The 15,960-nt window shown below is 54.8% G+C and carries 14 protein-coding genes; 3 read left to right on the forward strand and 11 right to left on the reverse strand.

Annotation, left to right across the window (positions count from 1 at the left end; translation table 11 throughout):
• Nucleotides 1-90 precede the first annotated feature (90 nt).
• The 9 genes from ABQ298_05745 to ABQ298_05785 form a co-directional block, all read right to left on the reverse strand.
• Nucleotides 91-2,388 (reverse strand): hypothetical protein, encoded by a 2,298-nt coding sequence (locus ABQ298_05745; GenBank protein ID MEQ9823867.1) that lies wholly within the window; start codon nucleotides 2,386-2,388, stop codon nucleotides 91-93.
• A 68-nt stretch (nucleotides 2,389-2,456) separates the two neighbouring features.
• Nucleotides 2,457-2,867, reverse strand: a complete 411-nt coding sequence (locus ABQ298_05750) for a biopolymer transporter ExbD (protein MEQ9823868.1) — start codon at nucleotides 2,865-2,867, stop codon at nucleotides 2,457-2,459.
• 3 nt (nucleotides 2,868-2,870) lie between these two features.
• Nucleotides 2,871-3,620 carry a MotA/TolQ/ExbB proton channel family protein gene (locus ABQ298_05755; protein ID MEQ9823869.1) on the reverse strand — a complete coding sequence of 250 codons (750 nt, stop codon included), beginning with the start codon at nucleotides 3,618-3,620 and terminating at the stop codon, nucleotides 2,871-2,873.
• A gap of 36 nt (nucleotides 3,621-3,656) precedes the next feature.
• Entirely contained in the window at nucleotides 3,657-6,806 is a 3,150-nt protein-coding gene (locus ABQ298_05760; protein MEQ9823870.1) for a tetratricopeptide repeat protein, read from the reverse strand.
• A gap of 261 nt (nucleotides 6,807-7,067) precedes the next feature.
• Complete coding sequence (gene rdgB, locus ABQ298_05765; GenBank protein ID MEQ9823871.1) at nucleotides 7,068-7,706, reverse strand: RdgB/HAM1 family non-canonical purine NTP pyrophosphatase; 639 nt, start codon at nucleotides 7,704-7,706, stop codon at nucleotides 7,068-7,070.
• Nucleotides 7,706-8,740, reverse strand: coding sequence for a Gfo/Idh/MocA family oxidoreductase (locus ABQ298_05770; GenBank protein MEQ9823872.1), 1,035 nt, complete (start codon nucleotides 8,738-8,740; stop codon nucleotides 7,706-7,708). The genes rdgB and ABQ298_05770 overlap by 1 nt, the downstream gene beginning before the upstream one ends.
• A gap of 168 nt (nucleotides 8,741-8,908) precedes the next feature.
• On the reverse strand, nucleotides 8,909-10,660 hold the full coding sequence (locus ABQ298_05775) for a chloride channel protein (protein ID MEQ9823873.1): 1,752 nt from the start codon (nucleotides 10,658-10,660) through the stop codon (nucleotides 8,909-8,911).
• A 116-nt stretch (nucleotides 10,661-10,776) separates the two neighbouring features.
• Entirely contained in the window at nucleotides 10,777-11,268 is a 492-nt protein-coding gene (gene smpB, locus ABQ298_05780; GenBank protein MEQ9823874.1) for an SsrA-binding protein SmpB, read from the reverse strand.
• A 94-nt stretch (nucleotides 11,269-11,362) separates the two neighbouring features.
• Nucleotides 11,363-11,578, reverse strand: a complete 216-nt coding sequence (locus tag ABQ298_05785) for a DNA-directed RNA polymerase subunit omega (protein MEQ9823875.1) — start codon at nucleotides 11,576-11,578, stop codon at nucleotides 11,363-11,365.
• 187 nt (nucleotides 11,579-11,765) lie between these two features.
• On the opposite strand from ABQ298_05785, the gene cutA reads away from it, so the two are divergent.
• Together cutA and ABQ298_05795 are read left to right on the forward strand one after the other, a co-directional pair.
• On the forward strand, nucleotides 11,766-12,107 hold the full coding sequence (gene cutA, locus ABQ298_05790) for a divalent-cation tolerance protein CutA (protein MEQ9823876.1): 342 nt from the start codon (nucleotides 11,766-11,768) through the stop codon (nucleotides 12,105-12,107).
• 102 nt (nucleotides 12,108-12,209) lie between these two features.
• Entirely contained in the window at nucleotides 12,210-12,368 is a 159-nt protein-coding gene (locus tag ABQ298_05795) for a small basic protein (protein MEQ9823877.1), read from the forward strand.
• A gap of 94 nt (nucleotides 12,369-12,462) precedes the next feature.
• Here the strand turns inward: ABQ298_05795 and ABQ298_05800 are convergent, their stop codons facing one another.
• Complete coding sequence (locus ABQ298_05800) at nucleotides 12,463-13,614, reverse strand: hypothetical protein (protein MEQ9823878.1); 1,152 nt, start codon at nucleotides 13,612-13,614, stop codon at nucleotides 12,463-12,465.
• The gene (locus tag ABQ298_05805) at nucleotides 13,611-14,729 is read right to left on the reverse strand and encodes a glycosyltransferase (GenBank protein MEQ9823879.1); all 1,119 of its coding nucleotides are present in this window, start codon (nucleotides 14,727-14,729) and stop codon (nucleotides 13,611-13,613) included. The genes ABQ298_05800 and ABQ298_05805 overlap by 4 nt, the downstream gene beginning before the upstream one ends.
• A 44-nt stretch (nucleotides 14,730-14,773) precedes the next feature.
• Between ABQ298_05805 and prfB the strand changes: the two genes are divergently transcribed.
• Nucleotides 14,774-15,920, forward strand: a protein-coding gene (gene prfB / locus ABQ298_05810) for a peptide chain release factor 2 (protein MEQ9823880.1) whose coding sequence is annotated in 2 segments (ribosomal slippage) — nucleotides 14,774-14,845 and nucleotides 14,847-15,920 — 1,146 coding nt in all. Because the reading frame shifts where the segments join, the coding sequence is not laid out codon by codon here.
• The last annotated feature ends 40 nt before the right edge of the window (nucleotides 15,921-15,960 follow it).

Consider the following 15,960-nt stretch of genomic DNA (forward strand, 5'->3'; position numbering starts at 1 on the left):
CAACTAGCCAGTATTGCATGGATTCGGCACTTGCCGCTATCTCCAGGAGCCGAAGTGACGCTTACTTCCAGCACTGAGTGTAGGAGTGCCTCAGAAAACCGGGCGCACGGGTTCGGACTCCAGATCCTCGAGCATGTATTCGGGGATTTCCAGTTCGCTGTCGACTTCCATGGTCAGGCCGGGCATGCGGGTCTTGAGCAAGGATGAAACCCCCGAAAGGGATCGCTCAGGATCCCGACTGCGCGTTTCCCGCACTCGATCCAATTCGTGTTTGCCCTCAAAACTGCCATCCGGAGCCGGAATGCGAACATCTTCAAAGCGACGATCAAAGCCGAAGCGCGAGGCTGTTTGCAATCGCCCCGTTGCGTTGCCCAGAAAGCGCTGGAAAAGATCCTCTTCCTCTTCTTCATCCATTTCCGAAAGCATCTCCATGACAAAATCCGCATCAAAGACCAGCGTGCCATAGGCCTGATCAAACGCCACGCTGGTGGGCGAACTGGGAGCCATCTCCAGTGAGCGGTTGTCGGCCATTGCCGAGTTTACGCCTTTGACAATCGTCTGCGCCAGATTGCCCGATGAACGGGAGCGCGAAGCCGCCGCAATTGAAGCAGACTGCACCGCTTCGGTAACCACATCGGAGATTTCGCCTCGTGTGGTATCGCCCGGATCGTATGAAGGGGCTTCCAGAACATTGTCGGCAATGCGACGTGTCTCCTGCTGAGGTTCGGGCTGACGGTCCGAGGGTTCCGTCTGGTCACCTTCTCCCGACTGGATGATGCCCTGCGGACTTTCCATGAGCAGGTTCGACTGCGAAAAACTCAACTTGGCAACCTTGCTTGCGGTGCTGGCGTTGGGAATGGTGGACTGCGCTTGCTGCACCTGGGTGAGTCGTTCCGAATTCAAACTGGTCTGCTTAACCGATACGGTATCCGGGTATGGATTCACACGATTTTGGATCGGGGTTTCGGTTTGCAGTGGAATTTCGACTTCCACCTGCTGGGTCATGTCGGGTGACTGCATCTGGGGCAGTGATGCAATGCTCTCCCGGATCGCCACTGCAATGCTCTCCTGAGCCAGCGCATTCATGTTGACCGTCATTTCCTGAAGGCTCGCCTCAAGTCTCTCCTCGATTTTTGAGGTCAGGAAAAGGGAACCGGATAGCGCCGCAAGAATCAAGTGCAGCAAAAAGGATGCGATCAGACATCGCGGCAGCAACTTCAACTCCGAGTCGAGCAACAGCTTGAGCAGGTAGTGGATCGCCAATCCAGCCAGCACCAGCAGCAATACAATGAGCAGCACATTTCGCAGCAGATCATAGTCAAATCGACTGAGTACCTGCCGGGATTGGGTGCTGTAGTACTTCAGCATGCGCGGATGGATCGAGTAGACGTTGGAAACAAAGATCATCTCCGATCCACGGGAGTAAAAGGTCGGGTAATACTCGTCCATGGTTGAGTTGACGGGCTTTCCCAGATTCTCCGGTTCGATGTACTCGCCCTGGAAGAAGCGGCTCAACCAAATGTCATTCTCACCCACTCCGCCCGGTCGATCCGAGGAAAAGTACAAAATATCCGAGCCATTGGGCATCGCCGCATGAAACTCATCCCACTCGGAATTCACACGTTCGAGGTAATGCGAATCCCCAAAGATTGGCAGCGTCTCCGAAGCAGGCACACCTTCCATGATCACATCGCTGCGATAGAGGTCCCAATCCGCTGCATCTGCTTCCCCATCCGGGCGAAGGTTCTGTTTTTCCGACTCAACCACTGCACCGAGCGGCTTGGGACGATTCGAAGAGAAAAAAATGGATTTCCCATCGGGTGAAAATGTCGCAAACCCTTCATCGTGCTCCGAATTCACGGTTTCCCCGAGATTCACGGGTTCCGTCCATCGATCCCCTGTTCGCTGACTGATGTAAAGGTCGTAGCCACCTCGGGTGCTCGGGCGGTTGGATTGGAAAATCAGCCAGTTCCCGTCACGGCTGAGACTCGGTCCGCGTTCGTCATAACCGGTATTGATGAATCCGCTCAGGGCAACAGGTTTGCTCCATCCCTGCTCACCGCGCTCGGAGATGAAGAGATCCATGTTGTCTCTCGAAAACATACGGGAGAGGATCAGCGTATTGCCATCCTCAGACACCGTCGCTTCCATGTTGCCACGCAGCAAATTCAGTTCCCCTTTCAAAAACTCGGGCTGTTCCCAGAGATTGAGCACCAGCGTGGAGTGAATGGCACGGCGGTTGATGCTCTCCCCATCCACATAATACCGCAGATATCCAAGCCCAAACAACATTCCGATGCTGAACACGATCAGCGCAGCGAGCACGAGGAACACCGGAGATACGATGAACTTGCTCAATGCCTTCTTGATGGTCTCGGAAATACCCATGCTCAAATTCTGGAATCGCTGCTTTGTGAGTGCTGCAATCTGTAAACGGGGAATGTCATTACTGAAGCCTACAAGGTGGTCATGTAACCAATGTTGGCTTCGCTGATGCCCACCCTTCGGCACGACGCAATCGCCTGCGCTACCTGGCCGTGCAGGGCATTGCGGTCCGCGCGCACAAGCACCTTCTGGTCCGGGTTGCGCTGCACCACATCGATCAACTCCTCATTGAGTCCCTCGAGGTCCATGCGACGGTCATTCAAATAGTAGCTTCCGTCATTGCGGATGTTGATGACAAGCACCTGCACTGCCGAACTCAGGGTCAGATCGGTTTCAGGCAGGTTCACCGCCATATCCGTCTCCTGCTCGTGGAACGACATCGTGACCAGAAAGAAGATGATCAGGATGAACATGATGTCCACCAACGAGGAGGTATCAATGAGCTGATCTGCCCCCACGTCTTCGCCGGAATCGATTCTCATAAATCAGGCCTCCAGCTTGAGTCGGGTGCGGAAGAAGCGGAAAATAAAGCGATTTCCAATCTCCTCATAGTTCTCCGCGATCTTGTCGATCCGGTTGTTGAAATAAAAATAGACGATCAGGGTCGGGATTGCGATCGTCAGTCCCGCCGCCGTGGTGACCATCGCCTGGTAAATCCCCTCAGCGAGCAATTCGGCCTTATTGATCGACTGACTGCTCAACGCAACTGTCTGGAATGCCCGGATCATCCCGACCACGGTTCCCAGAAGTCCGAGCAGCGGGGAGACGCTCCCGATCAAGCGAAGCGAACGAATGCTACGACGCAGTTTACGCACACGCAGGCTCGCAGTATCCGCCATGGCCTTCTCCACTTCCACCGTTTCGTGTTCCCAATGGTCCAGACCGGTCAAAAACATGTCCGCAAGTGGGCCGGGGTGATTTTTGCATACCTCCTTGGCCTTGCCAACCTTGCCCGATTTTGTGCCATCAAGCACACCGATGAGTTCATCTTCGAGTCCGGAGGGAACCATGTTTTTGTGACCCAAACTGATGAATCGCTCCATCGTGATCGTTACCGCAAGCACCGAACACAATGCCAGCGGAATCATGACGATGCCTCCCTTGGACAACAGTGTGAACAGCGAATCGGTGCGCTCCACGGTTTGCACGGTCTCGACCGTCTGCCCCATGAGGGCCATTCCGGCCAGGACGGCTGCCAGACCCATGAATAGAAGATTACGTTGGTGTGTTAGCATGATGTGAATGTCGTTCCTTCCTCGATCCTCAAATGGTTAAATGGTAACCCCGCGTTCGCGGAGGATGTCCCTTGCAAGCGATGCTTCATCCGTATCGGGAAATTTCAGAATAACCTCACGGAAGCGATCGTGCGCCTCGCGTTGATGATCCTGGGTATCCAGCACTCGCCCGATCTCAAGAATCGCGCGCGCACTCCATACGGGGTATGCATAGTTGACATCCACAAGCACGAGTTCGCGAACCGCCTGCTCCTTTTCTCCCATCTTGATCAGGCTCTGACCGATCTGGAATTGGCTGCGAGCAGCGATTTCATCCCGCTTCCCCCCACGCAGCACCAGTCGGTAATTGGCAATGGCCTGTTCATACCGTCCCAAATTCTCCTGCGACCAACCCAGCCAAAGCAGAGCGCGGCGAACGAATTCGGAGTTTGGAAACTTTGAATAAAACTGTGCAAAAATCGGCTCCGCCTGTTCCCACTCATTCAGGTAGGTGTGAGTCTCACCAAGGCGAAGAGTCGACTGCTGCAACAGTCGTTCTTCCTTCGCAAAGCGACGTGCGCGTTCGAAATGAATCTGTGCCTCACGATACTCCTTGCGCGTCAACCGCACTTCTCCTGCCTGGTAGGATGCGATGCCGGTGAACTCCGAATTGGGAAAGTCCCGCAGCATCTGCTCAAACACTTCCGCTGCCGCAAGATCCTGCCCGCGCCCGAGAAGACTCCATCCCATGCGGTTGAGCACGCGCTCCCTTAACGCTTCATCCAGATTTCCGGCAAGCAAGACATCCAACCGGGCAATGGCTCCATCATAGTTCTCTTCTTCATACTCAATCTCAGCCAGCTCAAAAATGGCGCGGCGGGTGAGCGGATGATCGGGGTGGGTATTGATGAGATCCTGGTAGCGTGCTTTGGCAGATTCCAGATTGGCCAGTCCCTGATTGCACCAGGCCATCTCGTAGAGTGTGCGTGCAGAAAGGTCATTGTCACGCGAACGTCCGACAAGCCCGTTAAAGACTGACATGGCCTCGGAGTAGCGCTGCAGCTGCGAAAGACTGCGTCCGTAATAGAAAGAGGCCTGGTCAAAGCGCTCATCGTTTGGATAGCGTTCCAGGAAATTCTTGAAGGCAACCTGCGCATTGCCGGGTTGATTCATTTCGAGATAGAGCAGCCCCTTTTTGTAGAGCGAATCAATGGCGAGTTCGTCATCCGGAAAGTTGCTCGCCACCTTATCAAAAAATCCGATCGCGCGCAGCAGGTTGTCCCGATTCATTTCAATCCAACCCTGATAATACTGGGCTTGCGCAAAAAACGGACTCGACTGAAATTCAGTGGAAACCCGGTTGAAATACGTCTCAGCCAAATCCCGGTTGCCTTCGAGGTAGTTCAACCGCCCCAGTTCTGCGAGTGCCTGTGGCAGATACTGACTCTCCGGATTGTCCTGCACGAGCACTTCGAGCGCGAGCTTGGCCTTGGCCACATCGCGCTTGGATTCGTAGGACTGGGCAAGCTTGATTTGCGCAATATCTGCATTCAGACGCTTGGGATCTTCCCGAATGAATGCCTCAAGGGACTGAATCGCATTATCCCAGCGGGAGAGGTTGTAGTATGTCAGACCCTCAATGTAGTCGAGCTGATCAAAAAACTCTCCCTCCGGATTCCCCTCGCGCTTGAGTTCGTAAATTTCGTCCAGCAATTCGTTCCATTTTTTCTGCTCTGCGTGGATCTGGATGATGCGAAACCGGGCCTCGTCCGTATACTCGGTGCGGCGGTCCCACGGGATGAACTGCTGATAGGCTCGAATGGCCTCGTCGGGACGGTCGAGAAAGAAGAAGTTCTCCGCACGCATGAACGCAACATCCCGGTATGAGGGATCATTGGGATACCCCTGCAGGAAGCGTTCACACACCGTCAAACTCTCGACATAGTTTTCGTCGTTGAGCAGGCAAAACGCTCGCAGTCGCAAGGCCTGGGGCGTAAGAATACTCTCCTCAAACTCCTGCACCACACGTTTGAACACATCTGCGGCCTCCCGGTTTTGCCCCAATCCCATCAGGGAATTTCCATACTCAAAAACAAACTGGTTGAGTCGCGAATCATTGTTAAAATTGCGGATTGCCGGTCCCAACACATCAAGTGCTTGCTGAAACTCGCGCTGGCGAAGAAAGGTGCGCGCCAGCCAGAGCGTCGCTTCCGATGCAACCGGCCCAACCGAGGTCAGGCTGCCAAAAACCTCCTGCGCCCGCACAAATGCACCCGATTCGAGCAGGGAGCGCCCCAGGTAGATTCCCGCATCATTGTAGTACTCACTCTGCGGATAAAGCAGACGAAGGTCTTCAAAGTCCTTTGCTGCCTGCTCATAGTTTTTCTGGGTAAACCGGATGAATCCAAGACGGAAGAGAGAGTTCCCCGCAAACTCGCCCTTCACCTCGCGGGCGACAATGCTGTGGTTGGTTGCCGAAACATCCAAATTACCCAATTCACGCTGGCATTCGGCCAAGAGAAACACGGAGTGCTCGTAAAACGGAGACAGGCGATGGTAGAGTTTGATGTCCTCCAAAATCACAGAGGCTTCCCGGTATTCCTGCAGCTCATACTTCGCAAATGCACTCTGAAAGCGCACCCGGGAGATGTGCTCACTCTCGGGCACCAATTCAATAAACTCCTGGGAAAACGATGAAACCCCCGACCATTTGGCCTGTTGAAACAGGGCCTCAATGAGTCCCACCATCGCGCGTTCCAGAGGATCGAGATCCTGAATCGAGCTGGAAGCCAGCTCCGGAGCTTCCTGATACTGCCCCCCCATGCCCGGAAGATCGAGAAAGAGGCGCTCCTTACCGCGATTCACACTCCACAGAAAAGCCGCCTCAGCCTCAGCAGGACGCCCCAGGATGAGCAGACACTGCCCCCAGAAATTATGCACTTGCTCCTTTTTCGGAGTATCCTGCTCACGGGCCAATTCCGCAAGCTGGCGCTCTGCTTCCTGGTAGCGGCCCAGATTGTAAAGCGCAAACGCGAGTCCAAATTTTGCGTGCAAAATCTTCTCATGCCGCGGATAGCGCGCAACAAAGGTTTTGTATTCGTCCACCGCGAGTTCATACAGGTTTTTATTGTAGAGCGCGTTGGCGGCGTAGTAGCTGTCGAGAGCAGGATCATTGCCCTGAGCCTTCAGGGAAATCGTTGATACCAAAAAAAGGATGCTGAGACAAAGTGTGTTGCGAAACCGGAACATAGTGGTCGATGGGTCTGGAATAAAGCGTGCAACAGGGGATTACGTGGGAGCAGCCCGCGCTGGCGCTTCAACTGGCGAATGTGGGAAAAACACCTCCGAATACTCACCGAAAGCTTGATATGCACTCAAGTTTCGAGTCAAGACGATATCGGCGTCAAAGGCATTTCATACCAGCTTTAGGACAATCCCTTCCCAAAAAATGCTCAAAAAAATCGAACTTCATTGCGGGGGGGTGACTGACGACAGCCAATCGAGCATCTGTTGAACTGCATTTCCCCGATGGCTGTGAGCGTTTTTGGTGGATTCCGGAAGTTCCCCCCACGTTTGGGTTTCACCCTCGGGAATGAAGAGAGAATCATACCCAAAGCCACGGCTTCCTTTTGCTGCATTGGCGATGTGACCCACGCGTTTCCCGACAAAATCATACCGGGTTCCATCCGGTGCAATCAAACAGAGGTGGCAGGTGAAAAACGCCCTGCGCAAAGCTCCCTCCACGCCCTGCAACTTTGAGAGCAACTTTTCCCGGTTCTCAGCATCTGTCGCATGCTCACCCGCAAAGCGCGCACTTTGCACACCGGGTGCCCCATCAAGTGCATCCACCGATAACCCACTGTCATCGGCCAACACCCAAAACGCGCTGTGGGTGGGGAGCTTCGAACGTGCTGCCAGTGCCTTGAGGTGGGCGTTGCCAGCAAAGGTGGTTTCACTTTCGTGCACCTCCGGCATGCCGCCAAAGGACTGCATCGATTTCAGATCAATGTCCAAGGGAGAGGCTTCCAGAAGCAACTGAAAATCTTTTACTTTCCCCGCATTGCCCGTCGCCAGTACCATCGTAAGGCTGGTGTTACGTGGACTCATCAGGTCTTAATCCCCCCATTTGACCAGGAGTTGTAAACGCGCTGAGTGAAGCGCATGTAGTTGAGTCCTTCGTCAAAGCTGGTCAGTTCCACCGGTTTGCCCGTGCGAATGCTTGCAATAAAGTCCTCTTCCACGCGCCAGCCCCGACGGGTCTGCCGAGGCACATCAATCGGAATTTCATAATCGTGACCCATGCGGGCAAAAAACAGATACATCTCCAGAAAATCCACCCGCAGGCTACCTTCGGTACCATGGATTCGGATTTCGGAGACTGGCTGCCCCGCATCCACTCCGGTCATGTTCAGCACCAATCGCGTTCCGTTCCCGTAGCGCCCAAGCACCGTGATGGTATCGGGAACTTTAACTTCCTTGATTTTGCCGGACAACTTGTCCTGGCGAAACTGGGTGTAAATCGCAGCATCCGCCATCAACCATTCCGGATCCTGCGGAAACCACCGGTGAAGCATTTCATAGAAGATTCCCAGGGTGAGCACATTGCATCCGCTCAAATCCATGTCCTGCCGCCAGTGCATGGAAGCTTCGCGGTCGATATTGCTGCGGCTGTAGTGCGTGAGCACAATCTCCCGAATCTCTCCCAGCTCCTCCCGCTCGAGTGTATTCTTGATCACATGGTCAAAATCGAGGGACATGGGTGCCGGCACCAGCTGCGCCACCAGATCCGGCTGGGAGCGCGCGGCGTTGACCATCTCAACAGCATCGGTCAGGTTCATGCCCATGCGGGCTTCACACAATACGTGTTTGCCCGCCTTAAGTGCCTCGATGGAGGCATCACAGTGCAGGTAGGGCCAGGTGCCGATGCACACGGCGTCCACCTCCGGGTCCGCGATCACCTCGCGCCAGTCATTGTGAATGCGCGGGATCTTGAACTGGTCCGCAACCGAACGCGAACTGTTGGGACGTCGGTTGCACACGCACACCACCTCCACCCCGTGAATCGCCTGAAATCCGGGTATGTGTTTGATGCGCGTATTCTCGCCCGCGCCAATGATCCCAATGCGAATCTTTTTGTCCATAGTCACTTGCTTGCGGTTGCTTGGCCTTTCGGGCATGCAGGAAACCATCTGCACGGAAAGGCTGAGTGGGTTGAATAGTGTAGGTGTTGCCGCGATGAAACAACCCTCAAAACAATGCACCATCGGTTTTCAGAGCCACCATAGGTGGTGATGCTGTCCCAAACCCCATCAGCCATCCTCTTTCTCCTGAATCGCGTTCTGCTGTCGGGCAATATCGTGCAAGGTGAGAATACCAAGCAGCCGCGTCGCATCGCTCTTGCTCACCACTGGCGCCTGTTCCACATCCCCCAGCACCATGATGTTGGCTGCATCACGGATGGAGGTATCGGGCGTCAGGGTAACCAGGCGCTTCGTTGGCATCAGTTCCTGAACCTCGTCATGCCTGCGTTCCGGACTTGCTTCCATCAACTCGTGCCGGGTGATCACCCCCACAAGCTTCCCGGCAGCATCCACCACCGGATAGGCATGGTGTCGCTGCGCCGCAATGACTCCTTGCAGGCTATGCTCCACCGTATCCTCAGCACGAAGCGTCACCGCTTCATGCGTCATGATCGTTGAAACCGGGAGGTTTCGCCAGTCCCGCTCTCCCCGATAACTTGGCATGCGCTTCAGGCTGATGCGGTCCTGCAGCAGCAGGGAATCGTAGATCGAAATCGGACGCAATTTCACCGCAATCGCATAGGCAATCATGTTGCCCGTCATCAGCGGCAGAATGATCGAATAATTGCGCGTCATTTCAAAAATAATGAGAATCGAGGTCAGCGGGCAGCGGATCACCGCGGCAAAAAACACCCCCATGCCCAACAGCGCACAGGCAGCGTCCACCCGATCCGGGACCGCAAAATACAACGTTAGACTCTCCCCAAACAGCGCACCGAGCATGCCACCCATGAACAGGACCGGTGCAAAAATCCCACCACTGCCGCCAAAACAATAGGCAAACAGCGTGGCGAAAAATTTTCCGAGAAACAGGGCCAAGATGACAGGCAACACCAGCTTGCCCCCCAATGCGGCACTCAAATCCTGATACCCGATGCTGTACACGCCCTCGGCACCTCCCGTGAGTTGATAGACCGAGTAGGCAATCAATCCCACACTCAGCCCTCCCAGGCCCGGCTTGATCCAGACTGGCGCACCCCATCGTTTGACCCGTGACCGCATCCACAATAACAGGGTAACCCACAGGTGCCCCAGAAATCCCGCACTGATGCCCATCACAACCGATACCAGCATCCATGCATTCATGTGATACGGAGGCAGGTCCAAGACAAAGGCTGCATGCTCACCCAGTATCGCCCGAGATACAACTGCAGCAATCACCACTGCCACCAGAATGCCGCCGAGTGCCTTGCTGCTGAAATCATCCAGCAATTCTTCAAACACAAAAAAAATCGCCGCGATTGGAGTGTTGAAGGCAGACGCAATGCCAGCCCCCATGCCCACAGGCACCATGGCGCGCACGCTCGACTTCGCAAGGCCGGCCCACTGTCCGATTTTTGAGGCAATCGCGCTGCAAATGTGCACGGTTGGTCCCTCCCTTCCCAGGCTATTGCCAAGCCCCACAAACAAGGTGCCCGCCACAAAACGGAAAAAGGCCTCCTTCAGACCGATATACCCAAATTTTTGGTAATACGCATGTTTGGTCTGGGGGATGCCACTACCCGTTGCCGTAGGAGCGAGGTGTTGCAGGATCAATCCCACCATCAGTCCAGCAATAGCCGGTGATGCGATCATCAACGCAACCTTTTGCCAGCCCGTAGTTCCCCGGAAGGAGTGGGACCATGTATCATACACCCAATGGATGGAAAGGTGAAATCCTACTCCCGCCAGTCCACACAGCACCCCGGCTATGATGCAGAGCAACAGAAAGCGCTGGGCATCGGTGAAACGCCAGCGCAACCAGTCCGGAATTTCCCGCAAGGATGGCAGTCCCGTCTTCAGGCCCCGGGCAGAAGGCGAACGGGGAGGAGGTGAAGCGTTCCTGAAGGGGGTGCCCGTATCCATGCTCACCGTGTTCCTCAACGCTTCAATCCAGCTCAGCGGCCCGCTGCAGGATAGACCTGCGTGCGCTTCATGGCCCGTTCAGCCTCGCGCAGATCAATTTTGCGCTTCAGCGTCTCGCGTTTGTCGTGCAGTTTTTTGCCAGTGCACAGGCCCAGTTCCACTTTTACCAGGCCATGTTTCAGATACATCCGGGTGGGGATGAGCGTTTTGCCCCCGCTTTCGATGGACCCCAGGATTTTGTGAATTTCGCGCCGGTTGAGCAGTAACTTTCGCGGACGCGTCGGATTGTGATTGTTCAGGTTGCCAAAGGCATACTCGTTGATGTGGGCATTGTAGAGAAACACCTCACCCTTGTCGATGCGCGCGAAGGACTCCGCGATCTGGGCCTTGCCCAGGCGCACCGATTTCACCTCGGTGCCCCGCAATACAATGCCCGCTTCATAGGTCTCCGTAACGAAGTAGTTGTGATGCACCTTCGCATTGCGGATTTCCTTGTTGCGTTCTTGCTGTTTGGACTTGGCCATTTGCTCAATGACAAAAGGCTGGAACCGGACACTGTCCCTGTTTCCAGCCTGAAAAAAGTGGGGAAGACCGGAGTTTGATCCGAATCGCCGACCCTCAGTTCAACGGATCGTCCGCGTTGTAGAGCTGGTAAGTGATCTTCCCTTCGATGATTTCGCGCAGTGCGATATCTTCCGGGTTGAGTCGTTCGAGGGATTCAACCAGGGGTCGACTGCCGTGTTTGAGCTGTTTCACCCGCCGGGAAACCACATTCACCAGAATGTTTGGATCTTGAATCACCTTCTGCGCTTGCTTTAAATACTCGTCTTTCAATTGCGGAAATGGGTTTGGATTGATGCCGATACCTGCATCCGGCACAGGACTGCACGCGGACCAAATCGCATCATCATGCATCTCCCTTACCCGTTTTCAATGATAAAATGTGCTCATGCCCGTCCTAACGCAACTGGGGATTTGACCCAGCCTGCCATTCTCTGGAATTTCAACCCGTGAGATCATCATGATTCCCGATTCCCCCGCAGCCCGCTCCGCCATCGCAGCAGTTGGATGGACCACCACTGCGAGCCGGGAACAAGCCGACGCCCTCGCGGCTGCACTACTGGAGCACCACCTCGTAGCATGCGCGCAGGTGTCTTCACCCATACGTTCCCATTACTCCTGGCAGGGTCAGCTGCACACCGACGAAGAGTACCGCATCACGCTCAAATTTCTCGATACCCAAGCTCCCGCAATCGAAGCGTTTCTCGAACAACATCACCCCTACGATGTGCCGCAGTGGCTCTGGGTGCGAATGGATGGCATCGCAGCACCCTACTTTGACTGGATGTGCGAATCCCAGTAGCTTGAGCACTTCAGCACTTCCTGTTGGGAAAAATTCTGAAAATGGGCTTGAAATGCATGAGCAAGTTCCTCTTAATCTCCCCTTTTCAACCAACACAGACCCATGTCACAGCATAATAGCTTTAAGGTAGGCTCCGCAGCCGGTAAGAAGAAACGCAATGTTCTGAAGCGTTTTGAGCGAGTGGATTTGCTCAGAAAACGCGGCCAGTGGAATGAAGGCGACCGCGTGGTTGGTCTGCAAAAGACCAAGCCCATCATCTGATCCCTTCGCCAACTCGAATTTGCAAAAAAGCCTGCTCTCACAACGGAGCAGGCTTTTTTGGTTACTCCTGCCAAAACCACTGTTCCGTCTTTCTCTACAAAAAGCGATACAGCGCGTGAATCACGGTCAGGTTGGCCAACACCAGGCCCCACCAGAATGTTTGTTTGCCTTTCGGTGCGTAGAGCAAATTGAACGCAATGGTCATGGGCAGCGCAACGCGACAGACCGCCCAATAGCCCCACCAGACCAGATCTCCCAGCACGAGGAACAATGCGCCAAAGGTCCAGCCCAGACGCACCAGCGGCAGCTCAAGGTCGCGCGCACGGGTCAGCAAATAGATGCCCTGCACGGCAAAGCCAATGATGGCAAGGGTCCGGAAGAGGTAACGATCATCCCAGTTTCCTGAAACAAGCTCCTGTATGCCCGCAAACCCGTTGCGCAGCATGGAAACCAACGGCCAGTCGAAGTTGCCCCGAACGCCATGGAAGGGTTCAAACCGCAGGTGAATGTACTGGTACCACAGCCAAAACAAAACCATGGACATAGCCGTACTCAGCAACCAGGGCCAAAGGGATCTCCAACTCTTGCCCGTTTGTCCTTTCAGCTCGGGCATTGCCGTTATCGCGAGGATGTTGGTTTCTTTCAGAAAGACCGATGCTACAACTCCCACTCCCCCCACAAGCGGTCGATGGGTGGCATAGCGGATCAATGTCAGGATCAGCAGAATCGAAGGCAAATCCGTAAGGGAATATTTCACAGAATCCATCACGCCCATGCTGAAAATGCAGGCCATCCAGCGCGCAAAGGTTCGCGCATCACGAACCTCCAGCCAGCGCCAGATCAGTGCCGCAAAAGCAAACCAGCAGAATACGTTGAGGCTGCAATAGATCCGAATCGAGCGCTGTGGATCTCCCAGTGCCAGCACATGCGCGATCCATGGGAGCAGGATGCGACGAGCGCGATAGGAGGGTTCATCGATGGCCTGATCAAACGCACTCTCCTGCAAGGTCGGATCCGTTGCCAGCTGCGCATAAAACTGACCATCATATCCACCGGAATCGGGTTTGATGTAGGCATCCATCTCATGCACCACGCCAAGATAGCGCTCGCTGAAATGCTCTCCAAACCCACCCAGGCGCGTCCATCCACCGGGAAGGGAGAGCTTGATGCCCAGAAGGATGCAAAAAATCGCAACCGCGCACACCGCACCCATACGCCAGGGATTTGCCGTAATCGCAGTTCTCATGTCTGCGACGAAGTTCGACGTGGTTGCGCCCGATTTCGCAGAGCGTCCAGGGTCACTCGCGCACTGTCTTTCCAGGTTGGAAGGTCGTGTTGCAGCGCTTGGGTCTTCAAGTCTGCCAACGTCTCCGGTTGATCGATAAACTGATCCAGTGTGGCCGCGAGGTGGCTGGCATCCATTGGGTTCACAATGCGGATGCCTCCGCCCCTGCTCGCGTGCTCGAGATGAGGAGGAATCGAACTCGCAATGGTCGGAATGCCTCGCCAGAGCGACTCGATCACAGGTAGCCCATTCCCCTCAACCCGGGACGGAAAGAGCGTGAGGTCCGCCTGCTCGTAGAGGCGCACCAACTCGGAATCCTCGACCTGACGGTGAAAGCGGATGGGCAGCCCGCGCCGAATGAGGGTCTCAATGCGCCTGAGCACGGGTTTGCCAAAGTGGGGGTTCACACGTCCCACAATCGACAGTTGCACTGCTTTTCCCTGCGTGCGCAAAATCTCCATCGCGCTGAGCACGACATCGTGGTTTTTTCGGGGTTCGAGAATCCCCACCATCAGCAACTGCAGGATGGGTGAGTTTGGATGCGAAGTCAGCACCCTGGGATCGCGTGAAAAATCAGCACCCAGCGGGATGGTGCTAACAGTTGCATTTGCTTGAATCCCCAGCCAGTCCCAATACGCCAGCAACTCCTCGCAGCTGTGTTGAGAGTTGGCAAGGACTCCGTCGTATGCCGCCAGATCCTTCAGGTAGAAGGGATGACGCGCCACACTTTTGGGCCATGTAAACTCTGGAAACTTCAGCGGAATGGCATCGTGAAAAACCGCAAAACAACGCCCTTTGAAGCGTTGCACCCAGGCATTCGCCCCGGGCCGCTCGTGCTCGCTGAACAGCTCGGGAGTCACAAACACATCTCGTGTCGTGGGGTGGATTGGCTCCCGCGAAGGAAAACACAGGTAGGTGGAATTTCGCAGCGACCAGGCCACTGGTATCACTTCTTCACCCGCTTCCGACAGCGCCTGTCGCAGGCGCTGGGATACACGGTTCAATCCCGAAAACACCCGGTTTTTACTGACTTTCGTGACATCCCAATAGATACGCATCTTGTGCCGCCAGTGCATAAAATCTTGAAAAGCGAAGCAAGACTGTTCTGATATCGATGCTTATGATCACACCCGAAATCCTTTCTCAAATCGAAGACATCAACAAGCGAGCCGGATATTTATGGAGGTTTCTTTGACGTCGCTAACAAACAAAAGCGAGTTGCCGAAATCGAAGAGTTGATGGCCGATGCCACGTTCTGGGACTCCCCCGAAAAGGCGCAGACAATCACCAGTGAACTCAGTTCCCTCAAGCAGGTGCTACGGGAGTGTGAACAGTTCACCCAGAAACTCGAGGATCTGAAAACCCTCGTCGATCTTGTTCGCGAATCCGACGAGGATGAGGCCGCACTCTACATGGATGAGGTCAACTCCAGCGTCGAGGAACTGGCGAAGAAAATTGATGCGCTCGAGCTGCAGTCCTTTCTCAGTGGTAAGCTCGACAAGAGCAACGCCATTCTCACCATCCACGCCGGTGCAGGTGGAACGGAGTCGTGCGACTGGGCCGACATGCTCTTCCGCATGTACAGTCGATGGGCCGAGCGCGCAGGCTATGAGGTCGATATTCAGGACCTGCAACCCGGAGAAGAGGCTGGCCTCTCCCGCGCAATCATGCGAATCGTGGGGTTCAATGCCTATGGTTATGCCAAGGCCGAACGCGGCGTGCATCGTCTCGTGCGGATCAGCCCGTTTGATTCGAACAAGCGGCGGCACACGTCCTTCTGCTCCGTCGATGTGGTCGCAGAAATCGAGGATGACGTCGATGTCGAAATCAAGGAAGAGGATCTTCGCGTGGACACCTACCGCTCCAGCGGCAAGGGTGGGCAGCATGTCAACAAGACAGATTCGGCGGTGCGTCTGACTCACATCCCCTCCGGCATCGTGGTCGCCTGCCAAAACGAGCGCTCACAGCACAAGAACAAGGCCTCCGCGATGAAAACGCTCAAGAGTCGGCTCTATGAGAAGATTCAGGATGAAAAGCGCTCGGAAATGGAAAAATTCTATGGGGAAAAGGGAGAAATGGGCTGGGGCAACCAAATCCGCAGCTACGTCTTTCAACCCTATCAGATGGTCAAGGACCTTCGAACCAGTGTCGAAACCTCCAACGTACAAGGCGTCATGGATGGCGAACTTGAACCATTCATCCATGCCTGGTTGCGCGCGGGAGGACCACGGGCACGCAAGGATATGGTGCAGGATGTGGATGCGTGAGCTTTTCGCTTCCCTTTCGAAGGTTATCCCTTTAACTCGG

It is taken from the genome of Puniceicoccaceae bacterium (assembly GCA_040224245.1).
Lineage (GTDB): Bacteria > Verrucomicrobiota > Verrucomicrobiia > Opitutales > JAFGAQ01 > JAKSBQ01.

What these genes read in the sequence shown, in the direction of transcription:
- ABQ298_05745 (MEQ9823867.1), bottom strand. Translation starts at nt 2,388, where the DNA reads ATGGGTATTTCCGAGACCATCAAGAAGGCATTGAGCAAGTTCATCGTA.
- ABQ298_05750 (MEQ9823868.1), bottom strand. Translation starts at nt 2,867, where the DNA reads ATGAGAATCGATTCCGGCGAAGACGTGGGGGCAGATCAGCTCATTGAT.
- ABQ298_05755 (MEQ9823869.1), bottom strand. Translation starts at nt 3,620, where the DNA reads ATGCTAACACACCAACGTAATCTTCTATTCATGGGTCTGGCAGCCGTC.
- rdgB (MEQ9823871.1), bottom strand. Translation starts at nt 7,706, where the DNA reads ATGAGTCCACGTAACACCAGCCTTACGATGGTACTGGCGACGGGCAAT.
- ABQ298_05770 (MEQ9823872.1), bottom strand. Translation starts at nt 8,740, where the DNA reads ATGGACAAAAAGATTCGCATTGGGATCATTGGCGCGGGCGAGAATACG.
- smpB (MEQ9823874.1), bottom strand. Translation starts at nt 11,268, where the DNA reads ATGGCCAAGTCCAAACAGCAAGAACGCAACAAGGAAATCCGCAATGCG.
- cutA (MEQ9823876.1), top strand. Translation starts at nt 11,766, where the DNA reads ATGATTCCCGATTCCCCCGCAGCCCGCTCCGCCATCGCAGCAGTTGGA.
- ABQ298_05795 (MEQ9823877.1), top strand. Translation starts at nt 12,210, where the DNA reads ATGTCACAGCATAATAGCTTTAAGGTAGGCTCCGCAGCCGGTAAGAAG.
- ABQ298_05800 (MEQ9823878.1), bottom strand. Translation starts at nt 13,614, where the DNA reads ATGAGAACTGCGATTACGGCAAATCCCTGGCGTATGGGTGCGGTGTGC.
- ABQ298_05805 (MEQ9823879.1), bottom strand. Translation starts at nt 14,729, where the DNA reads ATGCACTGGCGGCACAAGATGCGTATCTATTGGGATGTCACGAAAGTC.